Origin of the sequence: Paracoccus sediminis (genome assembly GCF_900188295.1) — a bacterium.
Lineage (GTDB): Bacteria > Pseudomonadota > Alphaproteobacteria > Rhodobacterales > Rhodobacteraceae > Paracoccus > Paracoccus sediminis.
Genome location: NZ_FZNM01000005.1, coordinates 19,561 through 42,707 on the forward strand (window position 1 = coordinate 19,561; position 23,147 = coordinate 42,707).

The 23,147-nt window shown below is 68.3% G+C and carries 21 protein-coding genes; 9 read left to right on the forward strand and 12 right to left on the reverse strand.

Annotated elements, in window-relative coordinates; translation table 11 throughout:
• Positions 1 to 49: 49 nt before the first annotated feature.
• The 3 genes from paaK to paaG are packed head-to-tail and all read right to left on the reverse strand — an operon-like array spanning position 50 to position 2,618.
• Entirely contained in the window at positions 50 to 1,360 is a 1,311-nt protein-coding gene (gene paaK / locus CHB77_RS08970; RefSeq protein ID WP_089387877.1) for a phenylacetate--CoA ligase PaaK, read from the reverse strand.
• Between the two features lie 23 nt (positions 1,361 to 1,383).
• Positions 1,384 to 1,809: a hydroxyphenylacetyl-CoA thioesterase PaaI gene (gene paaI, locus CHB77_RS08975; RefSeq protein ID WP_207303038.1), complete on the reverse strand. Its 426-nt coding sequence runs from the start codon at positions 1,807 to 1,809 to the stop codon at positions 1,384 to 1,386.
• A 14-nt stretch (positions 1,810 to 1,823) separates the two neighbouring features.
• Complete coding sequence (paaG, locus tag CHB77_RS08980; RefSeq protein ID WP_089387879.1) at positions 1,824 to 2,618, reverse strand: 2-(1,2-epoxy-1,2-dihydrophenyl)acetyl-CoA isomerase PaaG; 795 nt, start codon at positions 2,616 to 2,618, stop codon at positions 1,824 to 1,826.
• 111 nt (positions 2,619 to 2,729) lie between these two features.
• On the opposite strand from paaG, the gene paaN reads away from it, so the two are divergent.
• From paaN to CHB77_RS09015, 7 genes are all read left to right on the forward strand, one after another.
• A complete protein-coding gene (paaN, locus tag CHB77_RS08985; protein WP_089387880.1) occupies positions 2,730 to 4,355 on the forward strand; it encodes a phenylacetic acid degradation protein PaaN in 1,626 nt (541 codons plus the stop codon).
• Between the two features lie 25 nt (positions 4,356 to 4,380).
• Positions 4,381 to 5,523 carry an ABC transporter substrate-binding protein gene (locus CHB77_RS08990; RefSeq protein ID WP_089387881.1) on the forward strand — a complete coding sequence of 381 codons (1,143 nt, stop codon included), beginning with the start codon at positions 4,381 to 4,383 and terminating at the stop codon, positions 5,521 to 5,523.
• A 71-nt stretch (positions 5,524 to 5,594) separates the two neighbouring features.
• The gene (locus CHB77_RS08995) at positions 5,595 to 6,467 is read left to right on the forward strand and encodes a branched-chain amino acid ABC transporter permease (RefSeq protein WP_089387882.1); all 873 of its coding nucleotides are present in this window, start codon (positions 5,595 to 5,597) and stop codon (positions 6,465 to 6,467) included.
• 2 nt (positions 6,468 to 6,469) lie between these two features.
• Positions 6,470 to 7,426, forward strand: coding sequence for a branched-chain amino acid ABC transporter permease (locus tag CHB77_RS09000; RefSeq protein WP_089388040.1), 957 nt, complete (start codon positions 6,470 to 6,472; stop codon positions 7,424 to 7,426).
• Positions 7,423 to 8,211, forward strand: coding sequence for an ABC transporter ATP-binding protein (locus tag CHB77_RS09005; protein WP_089387883.1), 789 nt, complete (start codon positions 7,423 to 7,425; stop codon positions 8,209 to 8,211). Before CHB77_RS09000 ends, CHB77_RS09005 begins: the two co-directional genes overlap by 4 nt.
• Positions 8,198 to 8,899 (forward strand): ABC transporter ATP-binding protein, encoded by a 702-nt coding sequence (locus CHB77_RS09010; protein WP_089387884.1) that lies wholly within the window; start codon positions 8,198 to 8,200, stop codon positions 8,897 to 8,899. Before CHB77_RS09005 ends, CHB77_RS09010 begins: the two co-directional genes overlap by 14 nt.
• A gap of 1 nt (position 8,900) precedes the next feature.
• A complete protein-coding gene (locus CHB77_RS09015; protein ID WP_089387885.1) occupies positions 8,901 to 10,862 on the forward strand; it encodes a 3-hydroxyacyl-CoA dehydrogenase NAD-binding domain-containing protein in 1,962 nt (653 codons plus the stop codon).
• Between the two features lie 15 nt (positions 10,863 to 10,877).
• On the opposite strand, the gene otnC is transcribed toward CHB77_RS09015, so the two are convergent.
• From otnC to CHB77_RS09060, 9 genes are all read right to left on the reverse strand, one after another.
• Positions 10,878 to 11,525 (reverse strand): 3-oxo-tetronate 4-phosphate decarboxylase, encoded by a 648-nt coding sequence (otnC, locus tag CHB77_RS09020; RefSeq protein ID WP_089387886.1) that lies wholly within the window; start codon positions 11,523 to 11,525, stop codon positions 10,878 to 10,880.
• Entirely contained in the window at positions 11,522 to 12,760 is a 1,239-nt protein-coding gene (gene otnK / locus CHB77_RS09025; protein WP_089387887.1) for a 3-oxo-tetronate kinase, read from the reverse strand. The genes otnC and otnK overlap by 4 nt, the downstream gene beginning before the upstream one ends.
• A gap of 1 nt (position 12,761) precedes the next feature.
• The gene (locus tag CHB77_RS09030; protein WP_089387888.1) at positions 12,762 to 14,144 is read right to left on the reverse strand and encodes a flagellar biosynthesis protein FlgA; all 1,383 of its coding nucleotides are present in this window, start codon (positions 14,142 to 14,144) and stop codon (positions 12,762 to 12,764) included.
• Between the two features lie 10 nt (positions 14,145 to 14,154).
• Complete coding sequence (locus CHB77_RS09035; protein ID WP_089387889.1) at positions 14,155 to 15,660, reverse strand: tripartite tricarboxylate transporter permease; 1,506 nt, start codon at positions 15,658 to 15,660, stop codon at positions 14,155 to 14,157.
• Positions 15,661 to 15,672: 12 nt separating this feature from the next.
• A complete protein-coding gene (locus CHB77_RS09040; RefSeq protein ID WP_089387890.1) occupies positions 15,673 to 16,185 on the reverse strand; it encodes a tripartite tricarboxylate transporter TctB family protein in 513 nt (170 codons plus the stop codon).
• A 68-nt stretch (positions 16,186 to 16,253) separates the two neighbouring features.
• Positions 16,254 to 17,246 (reverse strand): Bug family tripartite tricarboxylate transporter substrate binding protein, encoded by a 993-nt coding sequence (locus CHB77_RS09045; protein ID WP_089387891.1) that lies wholly within the window; start codon positions 17,244 to 17,246, stop codon positions 16,254 to 16,256.
• 57 nt (positions 17,247 to 17,303) lie between these two features.
• Positions 17,304 to 18,365: a 4-hydroxythreonine-4-phosphate dehydrogenase PdxA gene (locus CHB77_RS09050; protein WP_089387892.1), complete on the reverse strand. Its 1,062-nt coding sequence runs from the start codon at positions 18,363 to 18,365 to the stop codon at positions 17,304 to 17,306.
• Positions 18,366 to 18,485: 120 nt separating this feature from the next.
• Positions 18,486 to 20,195: a dihydroxyacetone kinase family protein gene (locus tag CHB77_RS09055; RefSeq protein WP_089387893.1), complete on the reverse strand. Its 1,710-nt coding sequence runs from the start codon at positions 20,193 to 20,195 to the stop codon at positions 18,486 to 18,488.
• Positions 20,192 to 21,130, reverse strand: a complete 939-nt coding sequence (locus tag CHB77_RS09060) for a sugar phosphate isomerase/epimerase family protein (RefSeq protein ID WP_242626603.1) — start codon at positions 21,128 to 21,130, stop codon at positions 20,192 to 20,194. Before CHB77_RS09060 ends, CHB77_RS09055 begins: the two co-directional genes overlap by 4 nt.
• Before the next feature lie 138 nt (positions 21,131 to 21,268).
• Here CHB77_RS09060 and CHB77_RS09065 point away from each other — a divergent pair, with 138 nt between their 5' ends.
• Both CHB77_RS09065 and CHB77_RS09070 read left to right on the forward strand, forming a co-directional pair.
• Positions 21,269 to 22,015, forward strand: a complete 747-nt coding sequence (locus CHB77_RS09065; RefSeq protein WP_089387894.1) for a GntR family transcriptional regulator — start codon at positions 21,269 to 21,271, stop codon at positions 22,013 to 22,015.
• A gap of 112 nt (positions 22,016 to 22,127) precedes the next feature.
• Positions 22,128 to 23,147 carry a GlxA family transcriptional regulator gene (locus CHB77_RS09070; RefSeq protein ID WP_089387895.1) on the forward strand — a complete coding sequence of 340 codons (1,020 nt, stop codon included), beginning with the start codon at positions 22,128 to 22,130 and terminating at the stop codon, positions 23,145 to 23,147.

Here is a 23,147-nt window from a genome sequence, read left to right on the forward strand (position 1 = left end):
GCTTTAACCGGGGGTTGTGGGAAAGTCATCACTGCCCCCGGCGCGACGGTCATTCTTTCGGGCGATTGTCGATGACCCGCTTTGCCTTGCCTTCGGACCGGGCGACGCCGCCGGGGTCGCGCACCTCGATCCGGGTGGAAACGCCCACCACCGACTTGATGTGATGGCCCAGTTCCTTGGCGGATACCGCACGGGCGTCGGCTGCCGCGTGGTCTTCGACGCATTCGACATGGACGATCATCGTGTCCATGCGGCCTGCACGGGTCAGCTCGATCTGGAAATGCGGGGCCAGCCCTTGGCATTTCAGGATCTGCTCCTCGATCTGGGTGGGAAAGACATTGACGCCGCGCAGGATAATCATGTCGTCGCAGCGCCCGGTGATCTTCTCGATCCGGCGCATGGATCGGGCGGTGCCGGGCAGCAGCCGCGTCAGGTCGCGGGTGCGATAGCGCACCATCGGCAGGCCTTCCTTGGTCAGCGTGGTAAAGACCAGTTCGCCCATCTGGCCATCGGGCAGGACGTCGCTGGTCACGGGGTCGATGATCTCGGGATAGAAATGATCTTCCCAGACGTGCAGGCCGTCCTTGGTTTCCACGCATTCCATCGCCACGCCCGGCCCCATCACCTCGGACAGGCCATAGATGTCCACGGCGTGCATGTCGAAGGCCTCCTCGATTTCCCGGCGCATGGCGTTGGTCCAGGGTTCGGCGCCGAAGATGCCGACCTGCAAGGACGACTGGCGCGGATCCAGGCCCTGGCGGCGGAATTCGTCCAGGATCGACAGCATGTAGCTGGGCGTCACCATGATGATGCGCGGCTGAAAATCGTGGATCAGCGTCACCTGCCGTTCGGTCATGCCGCCCGACATGGGAACGACCGTACAGCCCAGCCGTTCGGCCCCGTAATGCGCGCCAAGCCCGCCGGTGAACAGCCCATAGCCATAGGCGTTGTGCAGCATGTCGCCGGGCCGCCCGCCCGCCGCGCGGATCGACCGGGCGATCAGGTTGGCCCAGTGGTCGATGTCGGCCTGGGTATAGCCCACCACGGTCGGCTTGCCGGTGGTTCCCGACGATCCGTGGATGCGCACCAGTTTCGACTGCGGCACGGCGAACATGCCGAAGGGATAACAGTCGCGCAGATCCTGCTTCACGGTAAAGGGGAACCTGGCGATGTCGCGCAGGGACTTCAGATCCTCGGGATGGACATCGGCCTGGATGAACCGGTTGCGGTAGAAGGGCGAATTTTCAAACGCGTGCTTCAGCGACCGCTTCATGCGATGGAATTGCAGCGCCTCGATCTCGTCGCGGGACGCGGTCTCGATCGGGTCGAGATCCTTGGGGTTCGGGGTCAGGTCTTCCATGGTTCTCCTCCCTGGAATGCGGTTCAGGCGGGCAGGTGCGTGCCCTTGACGGTGCGCGAATGGCCGCGGAATTCGGCCACATGGTCCCCGTCCTGATTGGTGATGCGGATGTCGTAGAGGCCCGACCGGCCCCGGCGCGAAGTTTCGGTGGCGGTGGCTGTCAGCCGGTCGCCGATCCGGCCGGGGATCAGGTAGGTGATGGAACAATGCTGCGCCACGGCCATCTGGTTATGGCTGTTGCAGGCGAATGCGAAGGCGCTGTCGGCCAGCGTGAAGATGTATCCGCCGTGGCAGTTGCCGTGTCCGTTCGACATGGCGTCGGTGACGGTCATGGACAGCGTGGCCTGTCCCGGCGCGATGCGGTCCAGCACCATGCCCAGCCGCTGGCTGGCGGAATCGTCGTTCCACAGGGCGCGGGCGGACGCCTCGGCCAACTCCTGCGGGGTCATGTCGCTGGCGGGTTTCATCGGCCGCTGAACCGCGCCGAGCGCTTTTCCAGAAAGGCGGTAACGCCCTCGGCGTAATCCGCGCTGCGGCCCGCCTGCTGCTGGGCGTCGCGTTCCGCGTCAAGCTGCTGGTCCAGGCTGTTGGTCGCCGCGTCCTGAATCAACCGCTTGGTCAGGCCCAGGCCCAGGGTCGGGCCGGCGGCAAGGCTGGCCGCCAGGGCCTGCGCCTGATCCATCAGGTCGGCATCGTCCACGGCCTTCCAGATCAGCCCCCAATCGGCGGCCTTTTCGGCCATCAGCGGCTCGGCCGTCAGGGTCAGCGCCTTGGCGCGGGGTTCGCCCAGGATGCGCGCCAGCGACCAGGTGCCGCCCGCATCGGGGATCAGGCCGATCCTGGCAAAGGCCTGGATGAACCGCGCCGATTTCGCGGCCAGAACGATGTCGCAGGCCAGGGCGATGTTGGCCCCCGCACCCGCCGCGACGCCGTTGACCGCGCAGACCACGGGCTTTTCCAAGGACCGGATCAGCCGCAGCGTCGGGTTGTAGAACATGTCCAGCGTATGCCCCAGATCCGGCGCAGGCCCGCCCCTGCGGGGATCGCGGTCGCCCAGATCCTGCCCAGCGCAGAAGCCGCGCCCCGCGCCGGTCAACAACACCGCCCGCACAGCCGAATCATCATGCGCCCGCCGGATGCCCTCGCGCAGCGCCCGGTGCATGTCCTCGTTAAAGGAATTCAGCTTGTCGGGGCGGTTCAGCGTCAGCGTCAGCACGCCGTCGGCCAAGGCCGACAGCACCGTTTCGGAACGGGTCATGGTCGTCTCCCTTGCGCCGATTTCTCGGCCTCCTCGCAGAAAGTTGTTGCATAAACCGACCGGTCGGTCAATGATATTCGCGAGCCGGAGGAGGAACCGGCGGAGGAACCCATGACCGCGTTTTTCGCCCGCCATCGCCCGATGCTGGATGACGCCGTTCAGGCGCTTGCCGCGCGCGGGTTCTGGACGCCCTTCCCCGAGGTGCCCAGCGGAAAAATCTATGGCGACACCGCCAAGGCGGATGGCGAGGCGGCTTATGCGGCGCTGATCGGGCGCGACTTCGCCCTGCCCGGCCATCCCGGCCAGCGCCGCCTGGGGGCCGAGGTTTCGCCCTGGGGCGATGCGCTGCGCATCGCCTATCCGGCGGCGGACACGCCTGCGCTGATCGCGGCGGCACAGGGGGCGGCGGACGATCTGGCAGCGGCAAGCGTGGAACAGCGCGTCGGCGCCTGCCTGGAGATTCTGGCGCGGCTGAACCGGATCAGCTTCCTGCTGGGCCACGCGACGATGCACACCACGGGCCAGGCCTTTGCCATGGCCTTTCAGGCGGGCGGGCCGCATGCGCAGGATCGCGGGCTGGAGGCGGTCGCGGTCGCCTGGATGGAAATGACCCGGTTCCCGGAAACGGCCCGCTGGGTAAAGCCGCAGGGCAAGGCCGCGCCCCTGGTGATCGACAAGCACTGGACGCTGGCGTCGGCCGGGGTGTCGCTGGCCATCGGCTGCAACACCTTTCCGACCTGGAACAGCTATCCGGGCATCTTCGCCAGCTTAGCTGTCGGCAACCCGGTGATCGTGAAGCCGCATCCCGCCGCGATCCTGCCGCTGGCCCTGACCGTGCAGGCCGCGCGCGAGGTTCTGGCCGAGGCCGGGCTGCCCGCCGACGCCATCCTGCTGGCCGTGGACGAACCGGGGGCCGAGATCACCCGGCAACTGGCGACCGATCCCGCCGTGCGGCTGATCGACTATACCGGGTCATCCACCTTTGGCGCCTGGCTGCGCGACCATGCCCGGCAGGCGCAGATCTTCGCCGAGGAAACCGGGGTCAACAGCGTCGTTATCGCCGCCACCGACGATTTCGATGGCATGTGCGCGAACCTGGCGTTTTCGCTGTCGCTTTATTCCGGACAGATGTGCACCGCGCCGCAGAACCTTTATGTGCCGCAGGGGGGGATCGCGACGGATCGGGGGCACATGACCGTCGATCAGGTGGCCCAAGGGCTGGCCCGCGCCATCGACACGCTGCTGGCCGATCCGAAACAGGCGGCGGGCATCTGCGGCGCCATCGCCAATCCCGCGACGCGGGACCGCGTGGCCCAAGCCCGTGTCCAGGGCCGCGTCATCCGCGACGGCACGCCCTTGCTGCTGGCGGTCGACCCCGACGCCCCCGTGGCGCAGGACGAATGCTTTGGCCCCGTAGCCTTTGTCATCCCCTGCGCGAACGCCGACGACGGCATCGCCCGCGCCGCCGGTCTGGCGGCCCGCAAAGGTGCCATCACCGCCGCGCTGTACGACACCGACGACGCCCGCATCGCGCGCGCCGTCCGGGCCTTTGCCCGCGCGGGCGTCAACCTGTCGGTCAACCTGACCGGCGCCATCTATGTCAACCAGTCGGCGGCCTTCAGCGATTTCCACGTCACCGGCGCCAACCCCGCCGGAAACGCTAGCCTGACCGACACCGCCTTCGTGGCGACCCGCTTTCGCCGCGTGATGTGGCGCAGGCCCGCCACCGCCGCTTGAACCACGTTCTCTGGGGAGGAGACACATGCACAAGACCCTGACCACCACGGCCCTTGCCACGCTTCTGGCCCTTGGCGCCACCGCCGCCAGTGCCGAAATCCGCATCGGCGCGTCCCTGTCCGCCACCGGCCCCGCCGCCTTCCTGGGCGATCCCGAGGCAAAGACCCTGGAAATGCTGGTCGAACAGATGAACGAGGCAGGCGGCATCGACGGCGAGGAAATCGCCCTGACGCTGTATGACGACGGCGGCGATCCGAACAAGGCGCGCACCTTTGCCACCCGCCTGATCGAGGATGACGAGGTCGTGGCGATCATCGGCGGATCGACCACCGGCACGTCCATGTCGATCCTGTCGGTCGCCGAGGACAACGAGATCCCCTTCATCTCGCTGGCGGGCGCCATCGACATCATCGATCCGGTCAAGCCCTTCACCTTCAAGACGCCCCACACCGACCGCATGGCCTGCCAGAAGATCTTCGAGGACATGCAAAAGCAGGGCATCACCACCATCGGCATGATTTCCGGCACCGACGGCTTTGGCGCGTCGATGCAGGCGCAGTGCAAGGCGGTCGTGGGCGAATACGGCATCACCGTCGCGGCGGACGAGACCTACAACCCCACCGACGCCGACATGACCACGCAGCTGACCAAGATCCGCAACACCGAAGGCGTGCAGGCCGTGCTGAACCCCGGCTTCGGCCAGGGGCCGTCGATCGTGACGCGCAACTATCGCCAGCTGGCCATCGACCTGCCGCTGTATCAGTCCCACGGCGTGGCCTCGGACGGCTTCATCGAACTGGCGGGGGCGGATGCCGCCGAGGGCGTGCGCCTGCCCGGCACCGCGCTGCTGATCGCCGACCAGCTAGCTGCGGACGATCCGCAAAAGCCGGTGGTGGACGCCTACAAAGCCGCGTTCGAGGAAAAAACCGGCACATCCGTCGGCACCTTCGGCGGCTATGCCAACGACGCCTTCCTGATCCTGACCGACGCCATCGCGCGGGCGGGCAGCGCCGAGCCGCAGGCGATCCGCGACGCCATTGAATCGACCAGCGGCCTGGCCGGAACCACCGGCATCTATACCATGTCCGCCGACGATCACCTGGGCCTCGACCTCTCCGCCTTCCGCATGTTGCAGATCAAGGGCGGCGAATGGACCGTGGTGGAATGATCCGCTGACCGCCGCGCCCTGTCCGTTTCGCACGGGCCGGGCGCGGCATCCCCTGCCAGAAAGGGTGTATCATGCCGGAACTGCTGCAATTCTTGTTTTCGGGCGTGACGGTCGGCGCGGTCTATGCGTTGGTCGCGCTTGGCTTCACGATCATCTACAACGCATCCGACGTGGTGAACTTCGCCCAGGGCGAATTCGTCATGCTGGGCGGGATGCTGACCTTTGTCTGCCAGGCGGCGGGCCTGCCGCTGCCGCTGGCCGCGCTGATCGCCATCGCCGTCACATCCGCCATCGGCGTGGCGATGAACAAGCTGGCGATCGAACCCGCGCGCGGGGCGCCCGTAGTGTCGCTTATCATCATCACCATCGGGGCATCGATCTTTATCCGGGGCGGGGCGCAACTGCTGTTCGGCAAGCAGATCCACAGCTTTCCGGCCTTTTCCGGCGACACGCCCCTGCGCATCGGCGGGGCCACGATCCTGCCGCAAAGCCTGTGGGTGATCGGCGGCGCGGTGGTGGTGTTCGTCGGCCTGTGGCTGTTCTTCACCCGCACCCTGACGGGCCGGGCGGTGCTGGCGACATCCAACAACCGGCTGGCCGCGCAACTGGTGGGCATCAACACGGGCTTCGTGATGATGCTGTCCTTTGCGCTGTCGGCCGGCATCGGCGCCTTGGCGGGGGTGCTGGTGACGCCGATCACGCTGACCGCCTATGACGTGGGGCTGGCCTTTGCGCTGAAAGGCTTTGCCGCCGCCATGCTGGGCGGGATGGGCAACCCCAAGGGCGCGCTTGCGGGCGGGTTCCTGCTGGGCCTGATCGAGGCGCTGACGGCGGGATACCTGTCGTCGCAATACAAGGACGCCGCGGCCTTCGTGGTGATCCTGCTGGTGCTGTTCTTCATGCCGCAGGGCCTGTTCGGCGCCAGGACGGTGGATCGGGTATGACCATGAAGCTGACCCCGAAAACCGCGACGCTGCTGGTCCTGGTCGCCTTGGTCGTCCTGTCGCCGGTGCTGTTCCCCTCGGGCTATTACTACCGCGTCGGCGCGCTGATCTTCGTCAACGCCATCGCCGTCACGGGCATCGTGATCCTGACCGGATACGCGGGCCAGATCAGCCTGGGACACGCCGGGTTCGCCGGGATCGGCGCCTATGCCTGCGCGCTTGCCCCGGTGCATCTGGGCCTGCACCCGTCGCTGGCGCTGCTCCTGGGGGCGTCGGTGTCCGCCCTGCTGGCCTTCCTGGTCGGGCGCCCGATCCTTCGGCTGAAGGGCTATTACCTGGGCGTCGCCACGCTGGGCTTCGGCATCCTGATTTCCATGGTGCTGAACAACGAACGCCAACTGACCGGCGGCCCCGACGGGATCGAGGTGCCGGAACTGGGCCTGCGCGCGCTGCTTAACGACATGGGCCTGGACCTGACCAACGGCCAGTTCTGGTACTGGTTCTGCGGCATTGCCGTGATCCTGGGCGCCTGGCTGGCGCTGAACCTGCATGGCAGCCCCACCGGCCGCGCCCTGCGCGCGCTGCACGGATCCGAGGTCGCGGCGCGGACCGTGGGCATCCACGTGGCGCGAATGAAGTTGCAGGCCTTTGTCGTCTCGGCGGTCTATGCGTCCGTGTCGGGATCGCTGCTGGCCTTGCAGAACAAGTTCATCACCCCCGATGTGGCGGGCTTCATGCACTCGATCGAGATGGTGACGATGGCGGTCCTGGGCGGCGTGGGGTCGGTGCTGGGGGCGGTCTTCGGCGCGGCGGTGCTGACGCTGCTGCCGCAGGTGCTGACGGTGTTCGCCGAATACGAACAGCTGGTGCTGGGCCTGGTGATGATGCTGGTGATGATCTTCCTGCCGCAGGGGCTGCTGCCGTCGATCCTGCGCCGCGTCCGGGGGAAAGACGAATGACCGCGCTTTTGTCCGTGGAAGGCCTGGGCATCAGCTTCGGCGGCCTCAAGGCCGTGAGCGATGTCAGCTTCACCGTCCAGCCGGGAGAGATCACGTCCGTCATCGGCCCGAACGGCGCCGGCAAGACGACGCTGTTCAACATGATTTCGGGCATCTATCAACCCGGATCGGGACGCGTGGTGCTGGGGACCGAGGATGTGACCGGCATGGCCCCGCATCGGCTGGCCCGGCGCGGCATGTCGCGGACCTTCCAGAACCTGCAAATTTTCCAGTCGATGACCGTGCTGGAAAACGCCATCGCGGGATTTCACCTGGCCGAACGCGGGCCGGTTCTGGCGGATCTGCTGGGCCTGCCCGCATCCCGCCGCCGCGCCGCGCAGGCGCAGGCGGGCGCGCGCGCCCTGCTGGCCCGCGTCGGGCTGGACCGCGCAGCAGAGCGAGAGGCCGGGAACCTGTCCTATGGCGCGCTGAAACGGCTGGAAATCGCCCGCGCCCTGGCGCTGTCGCCGAAAATCCTGCTGCTGGACGAACCCGCCGCAGGCTGCAACGCCGTCGAGACCGAGGAGATCGACCACCTGATCGCCGAGGTCGCGAAATCCGGCGTGGCGATCCTGCTGGTGGAACACGACATGAAGATGGTCATGCGCATATCCAACCACATCGTCGTTCTGGACCATGGCGAGAAGATCGCCGAGGGCGATCCGGCCAGCGTCAGCCGCAACCCGGCGGTCATCGCCGCCTATCTGGGCACGGATGCAGAGGAGGCCGCCCATGCTGACGGTTGAAGGGCTGCGGTCGCGATACGGCCGGATCGAGGTTCTGCACGGCATCGACCTGACGGTGCAGTCGGGCGAGATCGTCACCGTCGTCGGCGCCAACGGCGCGGGCAAGACGACGCTACTGAAATGCCTGTCGGGCACGCAGCCGGTATCCGGCGGCACGATCACCTTTCGCGGCGAAAGCCTGACCGGGGTTCCCGCGCATCGCCGCCCGGCGCGCGGGCTGACCCAATCGCCCGAGGGACGGCAGATCTTCACCAACCTGACGGTCGAGGAGAACCTGCGCCTGGGCGCGTTCCTGTATGCCGACGACCGGGTGGACAAGGACATGCAGGACGCCTTTGCGATGTTCCCGATCCTGCGCGAGAAACGCAACCTGCCTGCGGGCGGGTTGTCGGGCGGGCAGCAGCAGATGCTGGCCATGTCGCGCGCGCTGATGGGGCGGCCGTCGTGCCTGCTGCTGGACGAGCCGTCGATGGGCCTGGCCCCGATCATCGTGCGGCAGATCTTCGACGTGGTCGGCAGCCTCAAGGCGCTTGGCGTCACGGTGCTGCTGGTGGAACAGAACGCCTTTGGCGCGTTGAAGATCGCGGACCGGGGCTATGTCATGGAAACCGGGCGCATCATCATGTCGGGCGCGGCGGACGACCTGATCGCCGACCCCCGTATCCGCACAGCCTATCTGGGGATCTGACATGTCCGTTCTGACCATTGCCCGTGACGGCGACATCGCCGTCGTCACCGTGGACAACCCGCCGGTCAACGCCCTGTCGCAGGCGCTGCGGCAGGCCTTGTGGGATGCGGTTGCCGCCGTGGACGCCGACCCCGAGGTCCGCGCCGCCGTGCTGACCTGCGCGGGCCGCACCTTCATCGCCGGGGGCGACGTGACCGAATTCGGCAGGCCGCCGCAGGAACCGCACCTGCCCGACCTCGTGGACCGGATCGAAGGCGCGGCAAAGCCGTGGATTGCCGCCATTCACGGTTCCGCCCTGGGGGGTGGGTTCGAGGTGGCGATGGGCTGCCGCTTCCGCATCGCGCTGGACAGCGCCTCGGTCGGCCTGCCCGAGGTCAATCTCGGGATTGTGCCGGGTGCCTCGGGCACGGTGCGCACGCCGCGGTTGGCCGGCGTGGCGGCGGCGGTCGATCTGGTCACCTCGGGCAGGCCGGTGCGCGCCGCCAAGGCGCTGGGGCTGGGGCTGGTGGATGCGGTGGCGCCGGACGACCTGCCGGGGAACGCGATCGCCTTTGCCCGCGAGGCGCTTGGCCGCGACCGGCCGCCGCCGGTTTCGGCCCGCCCGGTCGAGGCGCCGGACGCGGCCTTCTGGGAGGAGCGCCGGGCGGCCGTGGCCAAGGCCGCCAAGGGCGCGGACGCCCCGTTGCGCGCGCTCGATTGCCTGCGCAAGGCCGCCGAGGCGCCCTTTGCCGAGGCCATGGCCCATGAACGCCAGACCTTCCTGGATCTGCGCGGATCGGATCAGGCGGCGGCGCTGCGCCATGTGTTCTTTGCCGAACGCGCGGCCCCGCGTCCCGCGCATCTGCGGGACGTGGACCCCCTGCCCCTGCGCCGCGCGGGCGTGATCGGCGGCGGCACCATGGGCGCGGGCATCGCCGCCGCCCTGCGCGACGCGGGCATCCCCGTCACCCTGATCGAGCGCGACGACGATGCGGCGGCACGCGGCCTGGCCACGCTGCGCGGCATGTTCGACGGCGCCGTGAAACGCGGCACGCTGTCGGACGCGCAGGCGGCGGACCGCATGGCCGGGGTGACGGCGACCACCGATCACGCGGCCCTGTCCGACGCCGATCTGGTGATCGAGGCGGTGTTCGAGGACATCGCCGTCAAGCGCGCCGTGTTCGAGCGCCTTGCCGCCGCCTGCCGCGCCGACGCGGTGCTGGCGACCAACACCTCGTATCTGGACCCCCGCCTGATCGCCAAAGGCGTTCCCCATCCCGACCGCTTCATCGGGCTGCATTTCTTCAGCCCCGCCAATGTGATGCGGCTTGTGGAAATCGTCCCGGTGCCGGAAACATCCGGCCGGACGCTGGCCACGGGCTTTGCCCTGGCGCGGGCGCTGAACAAGATCCCCGTGCAGTCGGGCATCTGCGAAGGCTTCATCGGCAACCGCATCCTGAAACGTTACCGCGCAAGCGCCGAGGCCCTGGTCCGCCAGGGGATCCCGCTGGCCGAGATCGACGCGGCCATGCGCGGATACGGCCTGGCGATGGGCCCGTTTCAGGCGCAGGATCTGGGCGGGCTGGACATCGCCTTTCTGCAACGCGAAGGCGCGCGCGCGGCGGGGCAGGACGTGCCCGAAACGCTGGGCGACATCCTGGTCCGCGCCGGACGCAAGGGCCAGAAGACCGGCGGCGGCTGGTACGACTATGCCCCCGGCGACCGCAGCCCGCAGCCATCCGCCGCCGTGGCGGACCTGCTGGCCGGGCGGATCACCGGCACCCTTGCGATGGACCGTGATGCCATCGCCCGCCGCCTGGTCGCCGACATGGCGGCCGAAGGTCAGGCGATCCTGGACGAGGGCATCGCCGCAAGCCCGGCCGAGATCGACCTTGTGGAAATCCACGGATATGGCTTTCCCCGCTGGCGGGGCGGTCCGATGTTCGCGGCCCGCCATCGTCCGACGAACGACCTTGCATCGTAATCGGGGCCGATCAGGTCAGCCGTCCCAGGCGACATCATGGATGTGCACCAGTTCGGCCACCTGTTCGGGCGTCAGCATTTCGGGCGTGGTGCCGCGCAGCAGCAGGGCCAGCCGCGCCGTGGCCTCCAGCTCCTCGATGGCATTGCAGGCGGCCTCCAGGTCCAGGCCCGCCACGACCGGCCCATGGTTGGCCAGCATCACCGCCGACCGTGTGCCCGCCAGCCCGCGCACCGCATCGCCGATGGCCGGATCGCCGGGCCGGAAATAGGGCAGCAGCTTCACCCGGCCCAGTTGCATCAGGGCATAGGGCGTGATGGGCGGCAGGAAATCGTTGGGATCGGTATCTGGCAGGGTGGACCAGGCGACGGAATGGCACGAATGCAGATGCACCACCGCCGCCGTGCGGCTGCGGGTCTGATAAAAGGCGGAATGCAGCGGCATTTCCTTGGTGGGCCGGTCGCCGCCCACATGGTTGCCCGCCGCGTCGAACCGCGACAGCCGCGCCGGATCCAGGCGGCCAAAGCTGGTGCCGGTCGGGCTGACCAGCAGCCCGCCGTCATCGGTGCGCGCGCTGATGTTGCCGGTCGATCCATGCGTCAGGCCCCGGTCGAACAGCGATTTCGCCAGCAGGCAGATGCGTTCGCGCAGGGTCGCGTCGGTCATCCGGCCAGCCTTTCGGCGGCTTTTGCGAAAAACTCCTCGGCGCCGAAATTGCCGGATTTCAGCGCCAGGACCAGGTTTTCGCCTGCCCGGATCGCGGGCACGCCGGGGTCGATTTCAGGACCGATTTCCAGGGCGCCGATCCCCAGCCCCTCGACCACGGCGCCCGAGGTTTCACCGCCTGCGGTAATCAGCCGCGTCACGCCGCCCGTGACCAGCAGGCGGGCGGTTTCCGCGAAGAACGCATCCAGGCGCGCGGCGACCGCTTTGGTCCCGTGACGCCCCTGCACCGCGCGCACGGCGTCGGGATCGGCCGAGGAATAGACCAGCGGCAGGCCGTCCTGCGACAGCGCCCACCGGGCCGCGTCGGCGGCGGTCGCGGTGCCCGCCATCACCGCCTCGGGGTCGATACCGGATGCCGGATGGCCGTCGGCGATGTGCCGGGCCACCTGCCCCCGCGTGGCGCGCGAGCAGGATCCCGACAGCGCGGCCGCCCGCCCTGCCTGCCCGCGCCACGGCAGAGCGTCCGACGACAGCAGCCCCCGCGCGCGGAAATTGCCGGGCAGGCCAAGGGCGATCCCCGACCCGCCGGTCAGCAGCAATTGGTCGGCCACCGCCTGACCCAGCGTGACCAGATCCTCGTCCCGGATCGCATCCGTCACCACGAAGCGATGGCCTTGCGCCGACAGCGCCGCACGCACCGCATCGGCCCCCTGCCAGACAGTCCCGGCGGGGATATGGCCCAGGCCGTCGCGGATCTGCAAGCCCAGCCAGCGGCGCAGGTCGGGGTCCGTCATCGGGGTCAGGGGATGGTTCTCCATCCCGCTTTCGGACAGCAAGCGGTCGCCCACGAACAGGTGGCCCTGAAAGACCGTCCGCCCGGTGGCCGGAAAGGCCGGGCAGAAGATCACCCGGTCGGCGTTCAGCGCATCTGACAGGGCCTCGGCCACCGGGCCGATGTTGCCCTGGGGCGTCGAGTCAAACGTCGAGCAATACTTGAACAGGAACTGCCGGCAGCCCTGCGCGCGCAGCCAGTCCAGGGCCTCCAGCGACAGGCGCACGGCCTCGGCCACGGGCAGGGTGCGCGATTTCAGCGCAACGATGCCCGCTTCGACATCGGGGGCGGCGGGGGCGGACGGCGTGCCGGAATACTGCACAGTCCGCATCCCGGCCTTGACCAGGGTGTTGCCCAGGTCGGACGAGCCGGTGAAATCGTCGCCGATGCAGCCCAGCAGCATATTACGTCCAGTCCGTCACGGCATCCTGCGCCGCGCGCAGGCGATACAGGTCCGACCCGGTATCCAGATCCACGTCGCCGCACAGGATCAACTGCCCCGCCCCCACGTCGCGCCGCAACCGCCGACCCGAGAGCAGATAATACGGAATCGGCGCGTCGTTCGATAGTCCCCGCGCGGGCGTCATCCGGCCCGACACGCCAGCAATGGTATGGTGATGTCCTTCGGCCACCAACAGCGAACCGGCGGGCAGGCCGGCATCGGCATGGGCGGTCAGGTCCATGACCGGGCGGGGTTGTTCGGCACCCGAGGACACGCCCAGCAGCGCGGCCTCGAACACCGTGGTCGCGGCCTCCAGGCCCAGCAGGTGGCGTGGAAGGCCGATCATCGCGGTGCGGCCGTTGCGGGCGACCACATGGCCCTTGCCCTTCAGCATGGCCCAGGTCTCGTCATCCTCGCAGGCGACGGTCACGAAGACACCGCCGGCGAAACTGGCCTCGCCCGGCAGGCGCAGGCAGTTGAACACGTCCAACTGCCCCTGCCCGGTCAACAGCCCGCCGTCGGCCACGGGCGCCATCAGGTCGGCCAGTTCGGCGATGCGCGCGATGGGCGCATGGTAATCGGGACGGTCGGGGGCCATGCCCAGGGCGTTGGCGACCACGACCATCTCGCACAGGTCGGGGACCGCGCGCTGCGGCAGGGGCACCAGCCGCGCGCGGGCGGCGACCACCTGATCCCAGGGGCGATCCGCCGGATCCAGCCAGTCGCCAAAGCCCGGCGCATCCACCGTCACGCCGTTGCTGGTGATCTTGCCCGTCGCGGGATCATAAACGAAATCGTATTCGCTGGACTTGCCCGCCGCCACGATCCGCAGCCCGCAGACCTGCGCCCAGGTGGCCAGCCCGATCAGCAGGCTGGGCTGATCCCCGTCGATGGGCGAACAGACGACGCCGCGGGCCAAAGCCATGCGCGCCAGGATCGGGCCTGCCACGCTGTCGGTTTCCTTTGTCACCATCACCACATGCTTGCCCGCCGCGATGGCCAGGCGCGCATGGCGGGCGCCGGCCTCGGGGTTGCCGGTGGCCTCCAGCACGACATCGACGGGCAGATCCGCCACCACGGCCAGATCGGCGGCGGCGATGGCCCGGCCCGCGTCCCAGGCTGCCTGCGCCGCCGCGGCGTCCGCGCATTCGGCAATGTCCGCGACCCCGGCCGAGGCCAGACCCGCCGCCGCCGCCGCCGTGTCGCGATCCACCGCCACGCGGCAGGCCAGCCCTTTTACATGCCGCGCCTGGGCCAGAAAGCTGCGGCCAAAGCCGCCGGTGCCGACGATGGCGCATTCGACCGTCCGGGCGCCAAGCCCGGCGAAATAGCGATGATGGTTCATGGTCTTTTCCCTATTCCACCGGAACCCGGCGCCGGAACCGCGATCCAAGCGCGATCAGTTTGGGCAGCACCAGCAGCGCGATGCCCACCGCCATGATGCCGCTGACCAGGGGGTTGGCAAAGAAGATGCCCAGCGATCCGTCCGACAGCACCATCGACTGGTGAAAGGCGTTTTCCGCCTTGTGGCCCAGCACCATCGCCAGCACCAGCGGCGCCAGCGGGTAATCCAGCCTGCTGAACAGATACCCCACCAGACCAAAGATCAGCACCAGCCACAGGTCGAAGGTCGCGTTCGACACCGTATAGGCGCCGACAAAGCAGATCGCCACGATCATCGGGCCGATGATGGTAAACGGGATGCGCAGCAGCGCCGCGAACATCGGCACGGTGGCCAGCACCAGGACGACCCCGATCAGGTTCGACACATACATGCTGGCGATCAGCCCCCAGACGAAATCGGGCTGGGTCGCGAACAGCATCGGTCCCGGCGTCAGGCCCCAGATCATCAGCCCGCCCATCATCACGGCGGCGGTGGCCGACGACGGCACGCCAAGCGCCAGCATCGGCAGCATCGCACAGGATCCCGCGCTGTGGTCGGCCGTTTCGGGCGCGACGATGCCTTCCGGGCGGCCGGTCCCGAAGGGCGCGCCCTTGCGCGACGACGACCGGGCGATGCCATAGCTCATGAAGGACGCGGCGGTCGGCCCGCCCGGCGTGATGCCCATCCAGATGCCGATCAGGCCCGAACGGATATAGGTCGCCCAGTATCGCGGCAGTTCCGCGATGGTCCTGAACACGTCGCGCAGGTCGATCCTGGAGGCCACGCCCCGGAACCGCAGCCCCTCCTGCACGGTGGACAGCAGCTCTCCGATCCCGAACAGGCCGATCACCACGACCAGAAAGCTGATGCCGCTCAGCAGATCCTCGAACCCGAAGGTCAGGCGGATGGATCCCGTCACGCTGTCCATGCCCACCGATGCCAGCAGCAGGCCGGTGGCCAGCGACACCAGCGTCTTGGCGGGGGCGGCGCTGCCCATGCCGATAAAGGCGGCGAAGGCCAGGAAATAGACCGCGAAATATTCGGGCGCGCCAAAGCGCAGCGCAAAGCGCGACGCCCAACCGGCCAGCAGGGTGATGACGATGACGCCCAGCAGCGCGCCGAATCCTGCCGACATGAAGGCCAGCGTCAGCGCGCGGGTGGATTCCCCCGACCGCGCCATCGGATAGCCGTCAAAGGTCGTGGCGACGGATGACGGCTCGCCCGGAATGTTGAACAGGATGGATGTGGTGGACCCACCGAACAGCGCGCCCCAATACATCGACGACAGCAGGATGATGGCCGAGGTCGGGTCCAGCGTGAAGGTCAGCGGGATCAGCAGGGATACCCCGTTAGGTGCGCCCAGGCCGGGCAGCACGCCCACGACCAGGCCCATCAGCACGCCCGCGACCATCAGCATCAGGTGCATCGGCGTGATGGCGATGCCGAAGCCCTGCATCAGAAGATCGAAATTGCCCATGTCCCGGCCCCCTTAGTAGATGCCCAGAAGCGGCTCGATCGGGCCCTTCAGCAGCGGAATCTTGAAGATGACCTCGAAGATCAGATACAGCGACACCGCAAAGGCCACGCCGACGCCAAGCGCCAGCGGCAGGCGGTATCCGCCCTGGCGCCACGCGCTCCAGGCGATGTAGAGGATTGAGCCCGCATAGATGCCCAGGGTCAGGGTGGCGACGACAAAGGCCAGCAGGGCGGCGATGAAGACGCCCAGGCGGCGGGCGCGTTCGCGGTCAAGGAACGGCTCCTCGACCTCGCCCCCGCTGGCGGCATGACGATGGGCGGCGCGATGTTTCAGAAAGGCCGCGACCAGGTTCCACAGGCTGGCGCCGATCAGGATCAGCCCCACATAGAACGGGAAATAGCCCGGCTGCGGACCGCTCTCGGTCCAGCCATGGCCCAGTTCGGATGCGCCGATCATCCCGGCAAGGCCCAGAAGACCCGTGGTGACGGCCGTGCCAAGTTCGGCATGAAAGACCTTGACGGTCATGTTCCCCCCTCTGGATGGTCGCGACCTGCGCCGGATCCCCCGCAGGGAATCCGGCATGGGTCAGCCGTTTACTGGACGGTCCAGCCTTCGGCCTCGAAGACCTTGACGGCATCGGCTTCGCTGGCGTCGATGAACGCGGCCAGTTCCTCGCCGGTCATGAACGTCGCCGACTGCGAGGTCTTGGCCAGGTAATCCTTCCAGTCCTGGCTTTCCGAGACCTTTTGCAGGGCATCCTGGTAATAGGCCAGCACCTCGGGGTCGGTGCCCGCTGGCAGCCAGACGGTGCGCGGCATCTGATAGCTGGTGATGTCCAGCCCCTGTTCGGCGCAGGTCGGGATGTCGTGCCAGCCCATGTCGCCGCTGACGGGTTCGGATTCCGCCATCCGTTCGGGGGCAAAGACGCACAGCGGACGGATCGCGCCCGCCTGCCACTGGCCGACGTTTTCATTGGGGTTGTTCACATTGGCCGCGACATGGCCGCCCGCCAGTTGCACCCCGACCTCTCCGCCGCCGTTGAAGGGGACGTATTTGAAATCGGCGCCGGTGGTCTGTTCGATCAGCGCGACCAGGGTTTCGTCGGTGTCCTTGGACTGGCTGCCGCCAAAGGGAATGGTGCCCGGCGCGTCCTTGGCGGCGTTCACCAGATCCATCACGGTCTGATACGGGCTGTCCGCCTTGACCCAGACCAGGAATTCATCCAGCGCAAGCGCCGCGACCGGCTGCAAATCCTCGGTCGTATAGGCCAGCTTGGCGACATGGGGCAGCAGATAGACGTTGTTGGTCCCGAAGATCAGCTTGTGCGGGTCGCCTTCGTTCTGGCGGGCATACAGGAACGCCTCGGCGCCCGATCCGCCGCCCTTGTTCAGCACGACGATGGGGTTGTCCATGATGCCGTCGCGGGTCAGGACCGACTGGATGGTCCGGGCAAAGTTGTCGGTGCCGCCGCCCGCACCCGATGCGACGACGAATTCGACGGGACGGCTGGGGGCGAATTGCGCGGATGCAGGCGCGGCCAGCATCATCGCGGTTGCGGCCAGAAGGCCGGCTTTTGTCATGGTCATGGATTTTCCTCCTCCGGGGGTTAAACCGGCCCCAGGGCACGGGGCCGGAATCTGGTTTTATTCGGCAACAAGCACCGCGGCGCCCGCGACATCGGCGGTTGCCCAGTCGGCCGGCAGCGGCCGGCGGTCGCGGGGCGGGTTCAGTTTCGCCAACCGCGCGCCCAGCAGGGCGGCCTGCATCGTGGCGCCCAGATCCGCCTTGCCCTTGCCCGCGATGTCGAAGGCGGTGCCGTGGGCCGGGGTGACGATCGGGAATCCGTAACCCGCGATCAGGGTGACGCCGCGGTCAAAGCCCATCAGCTTCATCGCGATCTGGCCCTGGTCGTGATACATGGTCAGCACCGCGTCGAATTCGCCGCGCACAGCGCGCACGAACACGGTGTCGGACGGGATCGGCCCCTTGGCATCGATGCCTTCGGCCACGCCGGCGGCGACGGCGGGGGCGATGATGTCGTCATCCTCGGTCCCGAAGTTGCGGCCGTCGCCCGCGTGGGGGTTCAGCGCGGCCACGCCGATCCGGGGGTTGGGCTTGCCCGCCCCGGTCATGGTGTCGTGCGTCAGGCGCAGGCTGCCCAGGATGCGCTCCACGCTCATCCGGCCGGCGACCTCGCTCAGCGGGATGTGGGATGTCACGCGGGCGTTCCAGACCTCGTCCAGGACGTTGAATTCGCGGCCCGAACGGTCGGTGTCCAGCACGCGGTCGATGAAGCCGATCTCATCGACATAAGACGGACGCGCAAGGCGCATCGAATGCTTGTTGAAGGGCGTGAACATCACCGCATCGGCAATGCCCGCCTGGGCCAGCCGCAGCACGGCGGCAAAGTTCTGCAAGGACGCAGCCCCGGCTTCCGGGCTGGATCCGCCCAGCGACACACGGTCGGCCGGAATATTGGCCAGATCGACCAGGACATGCCCCGAGGGCAGATCGCCCGTCACCCGGTCAGCCGGGATCACCGGCAGATCCAGCGTCACCCCGGCATGGCCCGCGCCCATGGCCAGCACGCTGGCATCGCCCACCACGACGATGCCGTTGTCCGCCATTGCCGGATCGGCCAGCAGCCTGGCGGCCAGTTCGGGGCCGACGCCCCCGGCGTCGCCGATTGCCAATGCTATGCGCATGTCGCGATTCTCCGTCCTCTATGTAACATTCTGTATGCAGAATTAAGCATCGGATCCACTGAATTCTGTCGGTTCCTTCGGTCAAGGACCGGGCATGGCGATCCTGCCCGGCCGAAGTTATCAGTCCGGCAGATTCGCGCCCACGACGCGGGCGCACAGCGCCAGCGAAATTGCGCCCGCATCCGGGTGGCCCAGGCTTCGTTCCGCCAGGGGGCGCGCGCGGCCCAGCCGGGGGGTCAGCCCGGCGGTGGCGTCCGCCGCCTCGGTCGAACGGGCGGCGGCGGCGGCCCAGGCGATCCCCAGGGTTTCGCCCGCGCCGACGCGTTCGTTCAGCACCTGGACGAACGGCACCAGCGAATCCACCAGGGTCTTGTCGCCGACCCTGGCGCCACCCAGCCGGACGATGGCGTCCTGCGCCGCCTGCGCGCCCTGCGCGACGGTTTCCCCCGACGGCCTGTCGGCGTCGCCAAGCGCCTGCCCCCAAGCCCGCAGCGCCACGCCCCACAGCGCGCCCGAGGTTCCGCCCGCGCGGTCCGCCCAGGCATCGCCCGCCAGCGACAGCACCGTCCCGGCGCCTGCCCCCGCAGCGACCGCCTGATCGGCGGCCGCGGCGGCGGCGGCGGATCCGCGCGCCATCCCCTGCCCATGGTCGCCGTCGCCCGCCTGCGCGTCGATGCGGCCCAGTTCTTCCTCGGCATCCGCCAAGGCACGGGCGACATGGCCGATCAACATGGCCACGCAGCGCCCCGCATCCTGCGATTCCGGGCTGCCCTGTGCGATCTCGGACACCGCCTCGGCCGCGGTTTCGACGGCATCGTCGGCGACCGGGCGCGCCACGGTGCCCCTGCGGAACGCAGGCGCGTCGGCGGGGGCGCACCAATGGCCCTCAAGCTCGTCGTCCAGCCAGGTCAGGGTCAGCGAACAGCCCGCCATGTCCAGGCTGGTGACGAATTCGCCCACCTCGGGGTTCACCGGGGTCAGCCCGGCATCCGCCAGCATCCCCGTCAGATGATGCCACAGGACGAACAATTCCTCGTATTTCGTACGGCCCAGGCCGTTCAGGACCACGGCCACGCGACCGCCATGGCCTGCCGGGCGTTCGGCCAGCAGCGGATCCAGCAGGGTCCGCGCCAGTTCGACCGCAGACATCATCGCCTGCGTGCTGATCCCCGGCTCGCCATGGATGCCAAGACCCATGCCGACCCGGCCCGCATCCACCGTGAACAACGGCGTGCCCTGCCCCGGCAGGGTGCAGCCGTCGAAGGCCACGCCAAAGGACACCGTGGCCCCGTTCGCCTTGGCGGCGACGGCCATCACGGCGTCCAGGTCCAGGCCAGCCTCGGCCGCGGCGCCGACGATCTTGAACACCGGCAGGTCGCCCGCCACGCCGCGCCGCTTGGCGCGTTCGTCGGGTTTCGCGCTTGCCACGTCGTCGGTCACGGCCAGGATGCGCGCGTCGATCCCCTCGGTCCGCAGGCGTTCGGCGGCCGACCCGAAGTTCAGCACGTCGCCCGCATAGTTGCCGAAACCCAGGATCACCCCGCCGCCCCGGTTGGCCGCCCTGGCGACCCCGTGAATCCATGCCGTCGAGGGCGAGGCGAAGACATCACCCGCCACCGCCGCATCGGCAAAGCCGGTGCCGACATAGCCCAGGAAGGCCGGGTAATGCCCGGATCCGCCGCCGACCAGCAACGCCACCTTGCCGCGCGGCCCCGGCGCGGCGCGCACGGCCCCATGGGGGACCGCGCGCACGCGGTCGGCATTGGCGGCGCAAAAGCCCTGCAACGCGGTTTCGGCGAACCGGTCGGGCGCGTCAAAGACCTTGGTCATGTGCGGATCGTCCTCCCCCTCAGGATCTGTCGGATATAGTCGCGGTTCCCGGCGCAGACGCCCAGACCGTCGCCCCCGTAATGTTCCACCAGAAAGGGGCTGTCAAAGCCTGCCTCGATCGCCTTGCGGATCGCCAGGCGCCAGTTGATCGTGCCGCCCAGCAGGGGCGCGGGATGGGACATGACCAGGCCCGAGGGATCCTCGATCCGGTAGTAGTTCTTGACGTGCCAATAGCCCGCGAAGGGGATGCACAGGTCGATCATCTCGGACCAGTGGTCCACCGGGCGGTGCAGGCGGATCAGGTTGCCGATGTCGATGTTCAGCCTGACCGAGGGATGGTCCACGTCGGTGACAAAGCGCACCGCATCGCGCGCCGTGCCGACATAGGTGTCCTCGTACATCTCCAACGCGATCTGGATGCCAAGATCCGCCGCGTGGCGGGCCAGGTCGCGGATCCGGTCAACGGCCAGCGTGCGGGTGGCGGCATCGTCGGGGTTCCTGACGCCCTGTTCGGTCCAGAACCACAACGCCTTCTGCTGCGCGGGGGTGAACGGCCCGAAGAAGCCAAGGCTGACATGGCGCGCGCCCAGTTCGGCGGCGGTGTCGATGACGCGGTGGCTGTAGGCCAGGTATTCGTCGCCATGTTCGGGGTCGATGACGCTGCGCCGGGACGTGGAAATCGCCGGGACCGCCAAGCCCAGATCCGTGCAGATCGCCACGAAGTCCGCCCGCCGCGCCGGATCCAGATCGGCCACGCGCAGCCAGGAATCGGTCGGATCCACGCAGTCGAATCCGGCATCGGCCACGTCCGTCAGGCTTTCGGCCCAGACGGCGGGGTCGGCGTCCTGCACCAGGCTGCCATCGGGCAGACGGCCCGGAAAGGGGATCATCGCCGCGGCGATGGGCCAGGTTTCGGCAGTCCACGGCAAGGGCAAGGCGGGCCTCCTGTGTTCAGACCAGAGGGGGGCCTGCGCCGTGCATGGCGCCCTCGTCCCCCCGAATCACTCCTCCGCCGACGACACTAGCAGAATGGGATCGTTCTGCAAGAATACTGTATGCAGCATTTAGCGCGCATGATTGACTTGTGGGTCCGCCCGGCATACCCATGGCGGATCAGCAGCAAGGATGCCGTGGTCGTGCTCAGTCCCCCGCCAGCCAATCCGGACGCGCCGGCGCGCATCGAACGGCATTCGCTGCACGATGCCATCGTCTCCCGCCTGCGCGACATGATTATCGAAGGCCACCTGCCCCCCGGCACCCGCATCAACGAAGGCCAGATCGGCGCGCAGCTGGGCGTGTCGCGCACCCCCCTGCGCGAGGCGATCAAGTATCTGGCCAGCGAGGGGCTGGTCGATCTGGTCCCCAGCCGCGGCGCGGTCGTCAAGACCTTCGGCGCCAAGGAAGTCCTGGACATGATCGAGGTGATCCGCACGCTGGAACAGTTCGCGGGCGCCCGCGCCTGCCAGATCGCCACAAACCAGGACATCGGCGCGATCCGCGACCTGCACGACCAGATGATCGCCTGCTACGAGGCGGGCGACCGGCTGCAATACTACAAGCTGAACCAGGCGATCCATTCCGGCATCGTCGCGCTTGCCGACAACGCGGCGCTGTCCGACGTGCATTCCATGGTGCAGACGCGCCTGAAACGCATCCGCTTCATCGGCCACGAAGGCCCGGAAAAATGGGCCAACGCCGTGGCCGAGCATCAGGAAATGATCGCCGCCCTGGAATCGCGCGACGCGGACCGGCTGTCGGCGATCCTGGGGCAGCATCTGACGCTGGCCTGGGAACGGGTCAAGGACGGGCTGTCGCCCTAGGGCGTGACGCAAGCCTCACATCGTTCTGCCGCGAATATCCAGGCGGGCGGGCGGACTCTCTGTCACGCTTCGGTCACGAACAGGCCGCAGCTTTCGCGACGGAGACGACGTAATGGCATCCCCGACCCCCCGGTGTTTCACCTTTCTGCTGCTGGATCGTTTCACGATGCTGCCTTTCGCGGCCACGCTGGACGCGCTGCGGCTGGCCAACAAGCTGTCGGGCAAGCCGCTGTACGAATGGCGGCTGGTGGGGACCGCCGGGCCGTTCGCCACCTGTTCGAACGGATCGCGGATGGCCGTGGACGCCGGGGTGGACGATGACATCGCCGCCACGCGGGACGAGGTGGTGGTGGTCTGCGGGGGCGATGCCATCACGACGCAGGGCACGCGGCCGGTGCTGGCCTGGCTGCGCCGGCAGGCCCGGTCGGGCGCGACGATGGCCGCGGTCTGCACCGGCGCGCACCTGCTGGCCAAGGCCGGGCTGCTGGACGGGCGGCGCGCCACGATCCATTGGGAAAACCACGATTCCTTTGCCGAGACCTTTCCCGACGTGGCGCTGCACCGTCAGGTGTTCGTCGATGACGGCGCGCGGCTGACGGCGGGGGGCGGCACCTCGTCCATCGACATGATGCTGCACCTGATCGGCCAGACGCATGAACGGGATCTGGTGTCGCAGATCGCCGACCAGATGCTGCATACCGCCATCCGCACCGGGCGCGATCACCAGCGGCTGTCGGTGGCCACCCGGATCGGCATCCGCCACCCGCGCCTTGCCGCCATCGTCACCCGGATCGAGGCGAACCTGGAAAATCCGATCAGCCCGCCCGAACTGGCCGCCGACGCCGGCATCTCCACCCGCCAGCTTGAACGGTTGTTCATGCGGTATCTGGACCGCAGCCCGAAACGCTATTACCTGGAGGCCCGCCTTGGCCGGGCGCGCCACCTGCTGCTGCTGACCGACCTGCCCCTGATCGAGATCGCCGTCGCCTGCGGTTTTTCCAGTTCCTCGCATTTTTCCAAATGCTATCGGGAACGCTACGGCTCCTCGCCGCATCGGGAACGGGGGGTGCAAAAGGCGGCGGTGGTGGCCATGCCCGCCCGGCCCGATCCCGTGCTGGCGCTGGCAAGCTGA

What these genes read in the sequence shown, in the direction of transcription:
- otnC (WP_089387886.1), bottom strand. Translation starts at nt 11,525, where the DNA reads ATGACCGACGCGACCCTGCGCGAACGCATCTGCCTGCTGGCGAAATCG.
- CHB77_RS09055 (WP_089387893.1), bottom strand. Translation starts at nt 20,195, where the DNA reads ATGACCAAGGTCTTTGACGCGCCCGACCGGTTCGCCGAAACCGCGTTG.
- CHB77_RS09000 (WP_089388040.1), top strand. Translation starts at nt 6,470, where the DNA reads ATGAAGCTGACCCCGAAAACCGCGACGCTGCTGGTCCTGGTCGCCTTG.
- CHB77_RS08995 (WP_089387882.1), top strand. Translation starts at nt 5,595, where the DNA reads ATGCCGGAACTGCTGCAATTCTTGTTTTCGGGCGTGACGGTCGGCGCG.
- CHB77_RS09030 (WP_089387888.1), bottom strand. Translation starts at nt 14,144, where the DNA reads ATGAACCATCATCGCTATTTCGCCGGGCTTGGCGCCCGGACGGTCGAA.
- otnK (WP_089387887.1), bottom strand. Translation starts at nt 12,760, where the DNA reads ATGCTGCTGGGCTGCATCGGCGACGATTTCACCGGCTCGTCCGACCTG.
- paaI (WP_207303038.1), bottom strand. Translation starts at nt 1,809, where the DNA reads ATGACCCCGCAGGAGTTGGCCGAGGCGTCCGCCCGCGCCCTGTGGAAC.
- CHB77_RS09040 (WP_089387890.1), bottom strand. Translation starts at nt 16,185, where the DNA reads ATGACCGTCAAGGTCTTTCATGCCGAACTTGGCACGGCCGTCACCACG.
- CHB77_RS09050 (WP_089387892.1), bottom strand. Translation starts at nt 18,365, where the DNA reads ATGCGCATAGCATTGGCAATCGGCGACGCCGGGGGCGTCGGCCCCGAA.
- CHB77_RS09010 (WP_089387884.1), top strand. Translation starts at nt 8,198, where the DNA reads ATGCTGACGGTTGAAGGGCTGCGGTCGCGATACGGCCGGATCGAGGTT.
- CHB77_RS08990 (WP_089387881.1), top strand. Translation starts at nt 4,381, where the DNA reads ATGCACAAGACCCTGACCACCACGGCCCTTGCCACGCTTCTGGCCCTT.
- CHB77_RS09035 (WP_089387889.1), bottom strand. Translation starts at nt 15,660, where the DNA reads ATGGGCAATTTCGATCTTCTGATGCAGGGCTTCGGCATCGCCATCACG.
- paaK (WP_089387877.1), bottom strand. Translation starts at nt 1,360, where the DNA reads ATGGAAGACCTGACCCCGAACCCCAAGGATCTCGACCCGATCGAGACC.
- CHB77_RS09065 (WP_089387894.1), top strand. Translation starts at nt 21,269, where the DNA reads ATGATTGACTTGTGGGTCCGCCCGGCATACCCATGGCGGATCAGCAGC.
- paaN (WP_089387880.1), top strand. Translation starts at nt 2,730, where the DNA reads ATGACCGCGTTTTTCGCCCGCCATCGCCCGATGCTGGATGACGCCGTT.
- CHB77_RS09045 (WP_089387891.1), bottom strand. Translation starts at nt 17,246, where the DNA reads ATGACCATGACAAAAGCCGGCCTTCTGGCCGCAACCGCGATGATGCTG.
- CHB77_RS09015 (WP_089387885.1), top strand. Translation starts at nt 8,901, where the DNA reads ATGTCCGTTCTGACCATTGCCCGTGACGGCGACATCGCCGTCGTCACC.
- paaG (WP_089387879.1), bottom strand. Translation starts at nt 2,618, where the DNA reads ATGACCCGTTCCGAAACGGTGCTGTCGGCCTTGGCCGACGGCGTGCTG.
- CHB77_RS09070 (WP_089387895.1), top strand. Translation starts at nt 22,128, where the DNA reads ATGGCATCCCCGACCCCCCGGTGTTTCACCTTTCTGCTGCTGGATCGT.
- CHB77_RS09005 (WP_089387883.1), top strand. Translation starts at nt 7,423, where the DNA reads ATGACCGCGCTTTTGTCCGTGGAAGGCCTGGGCATCAGCTTCGGCGGC.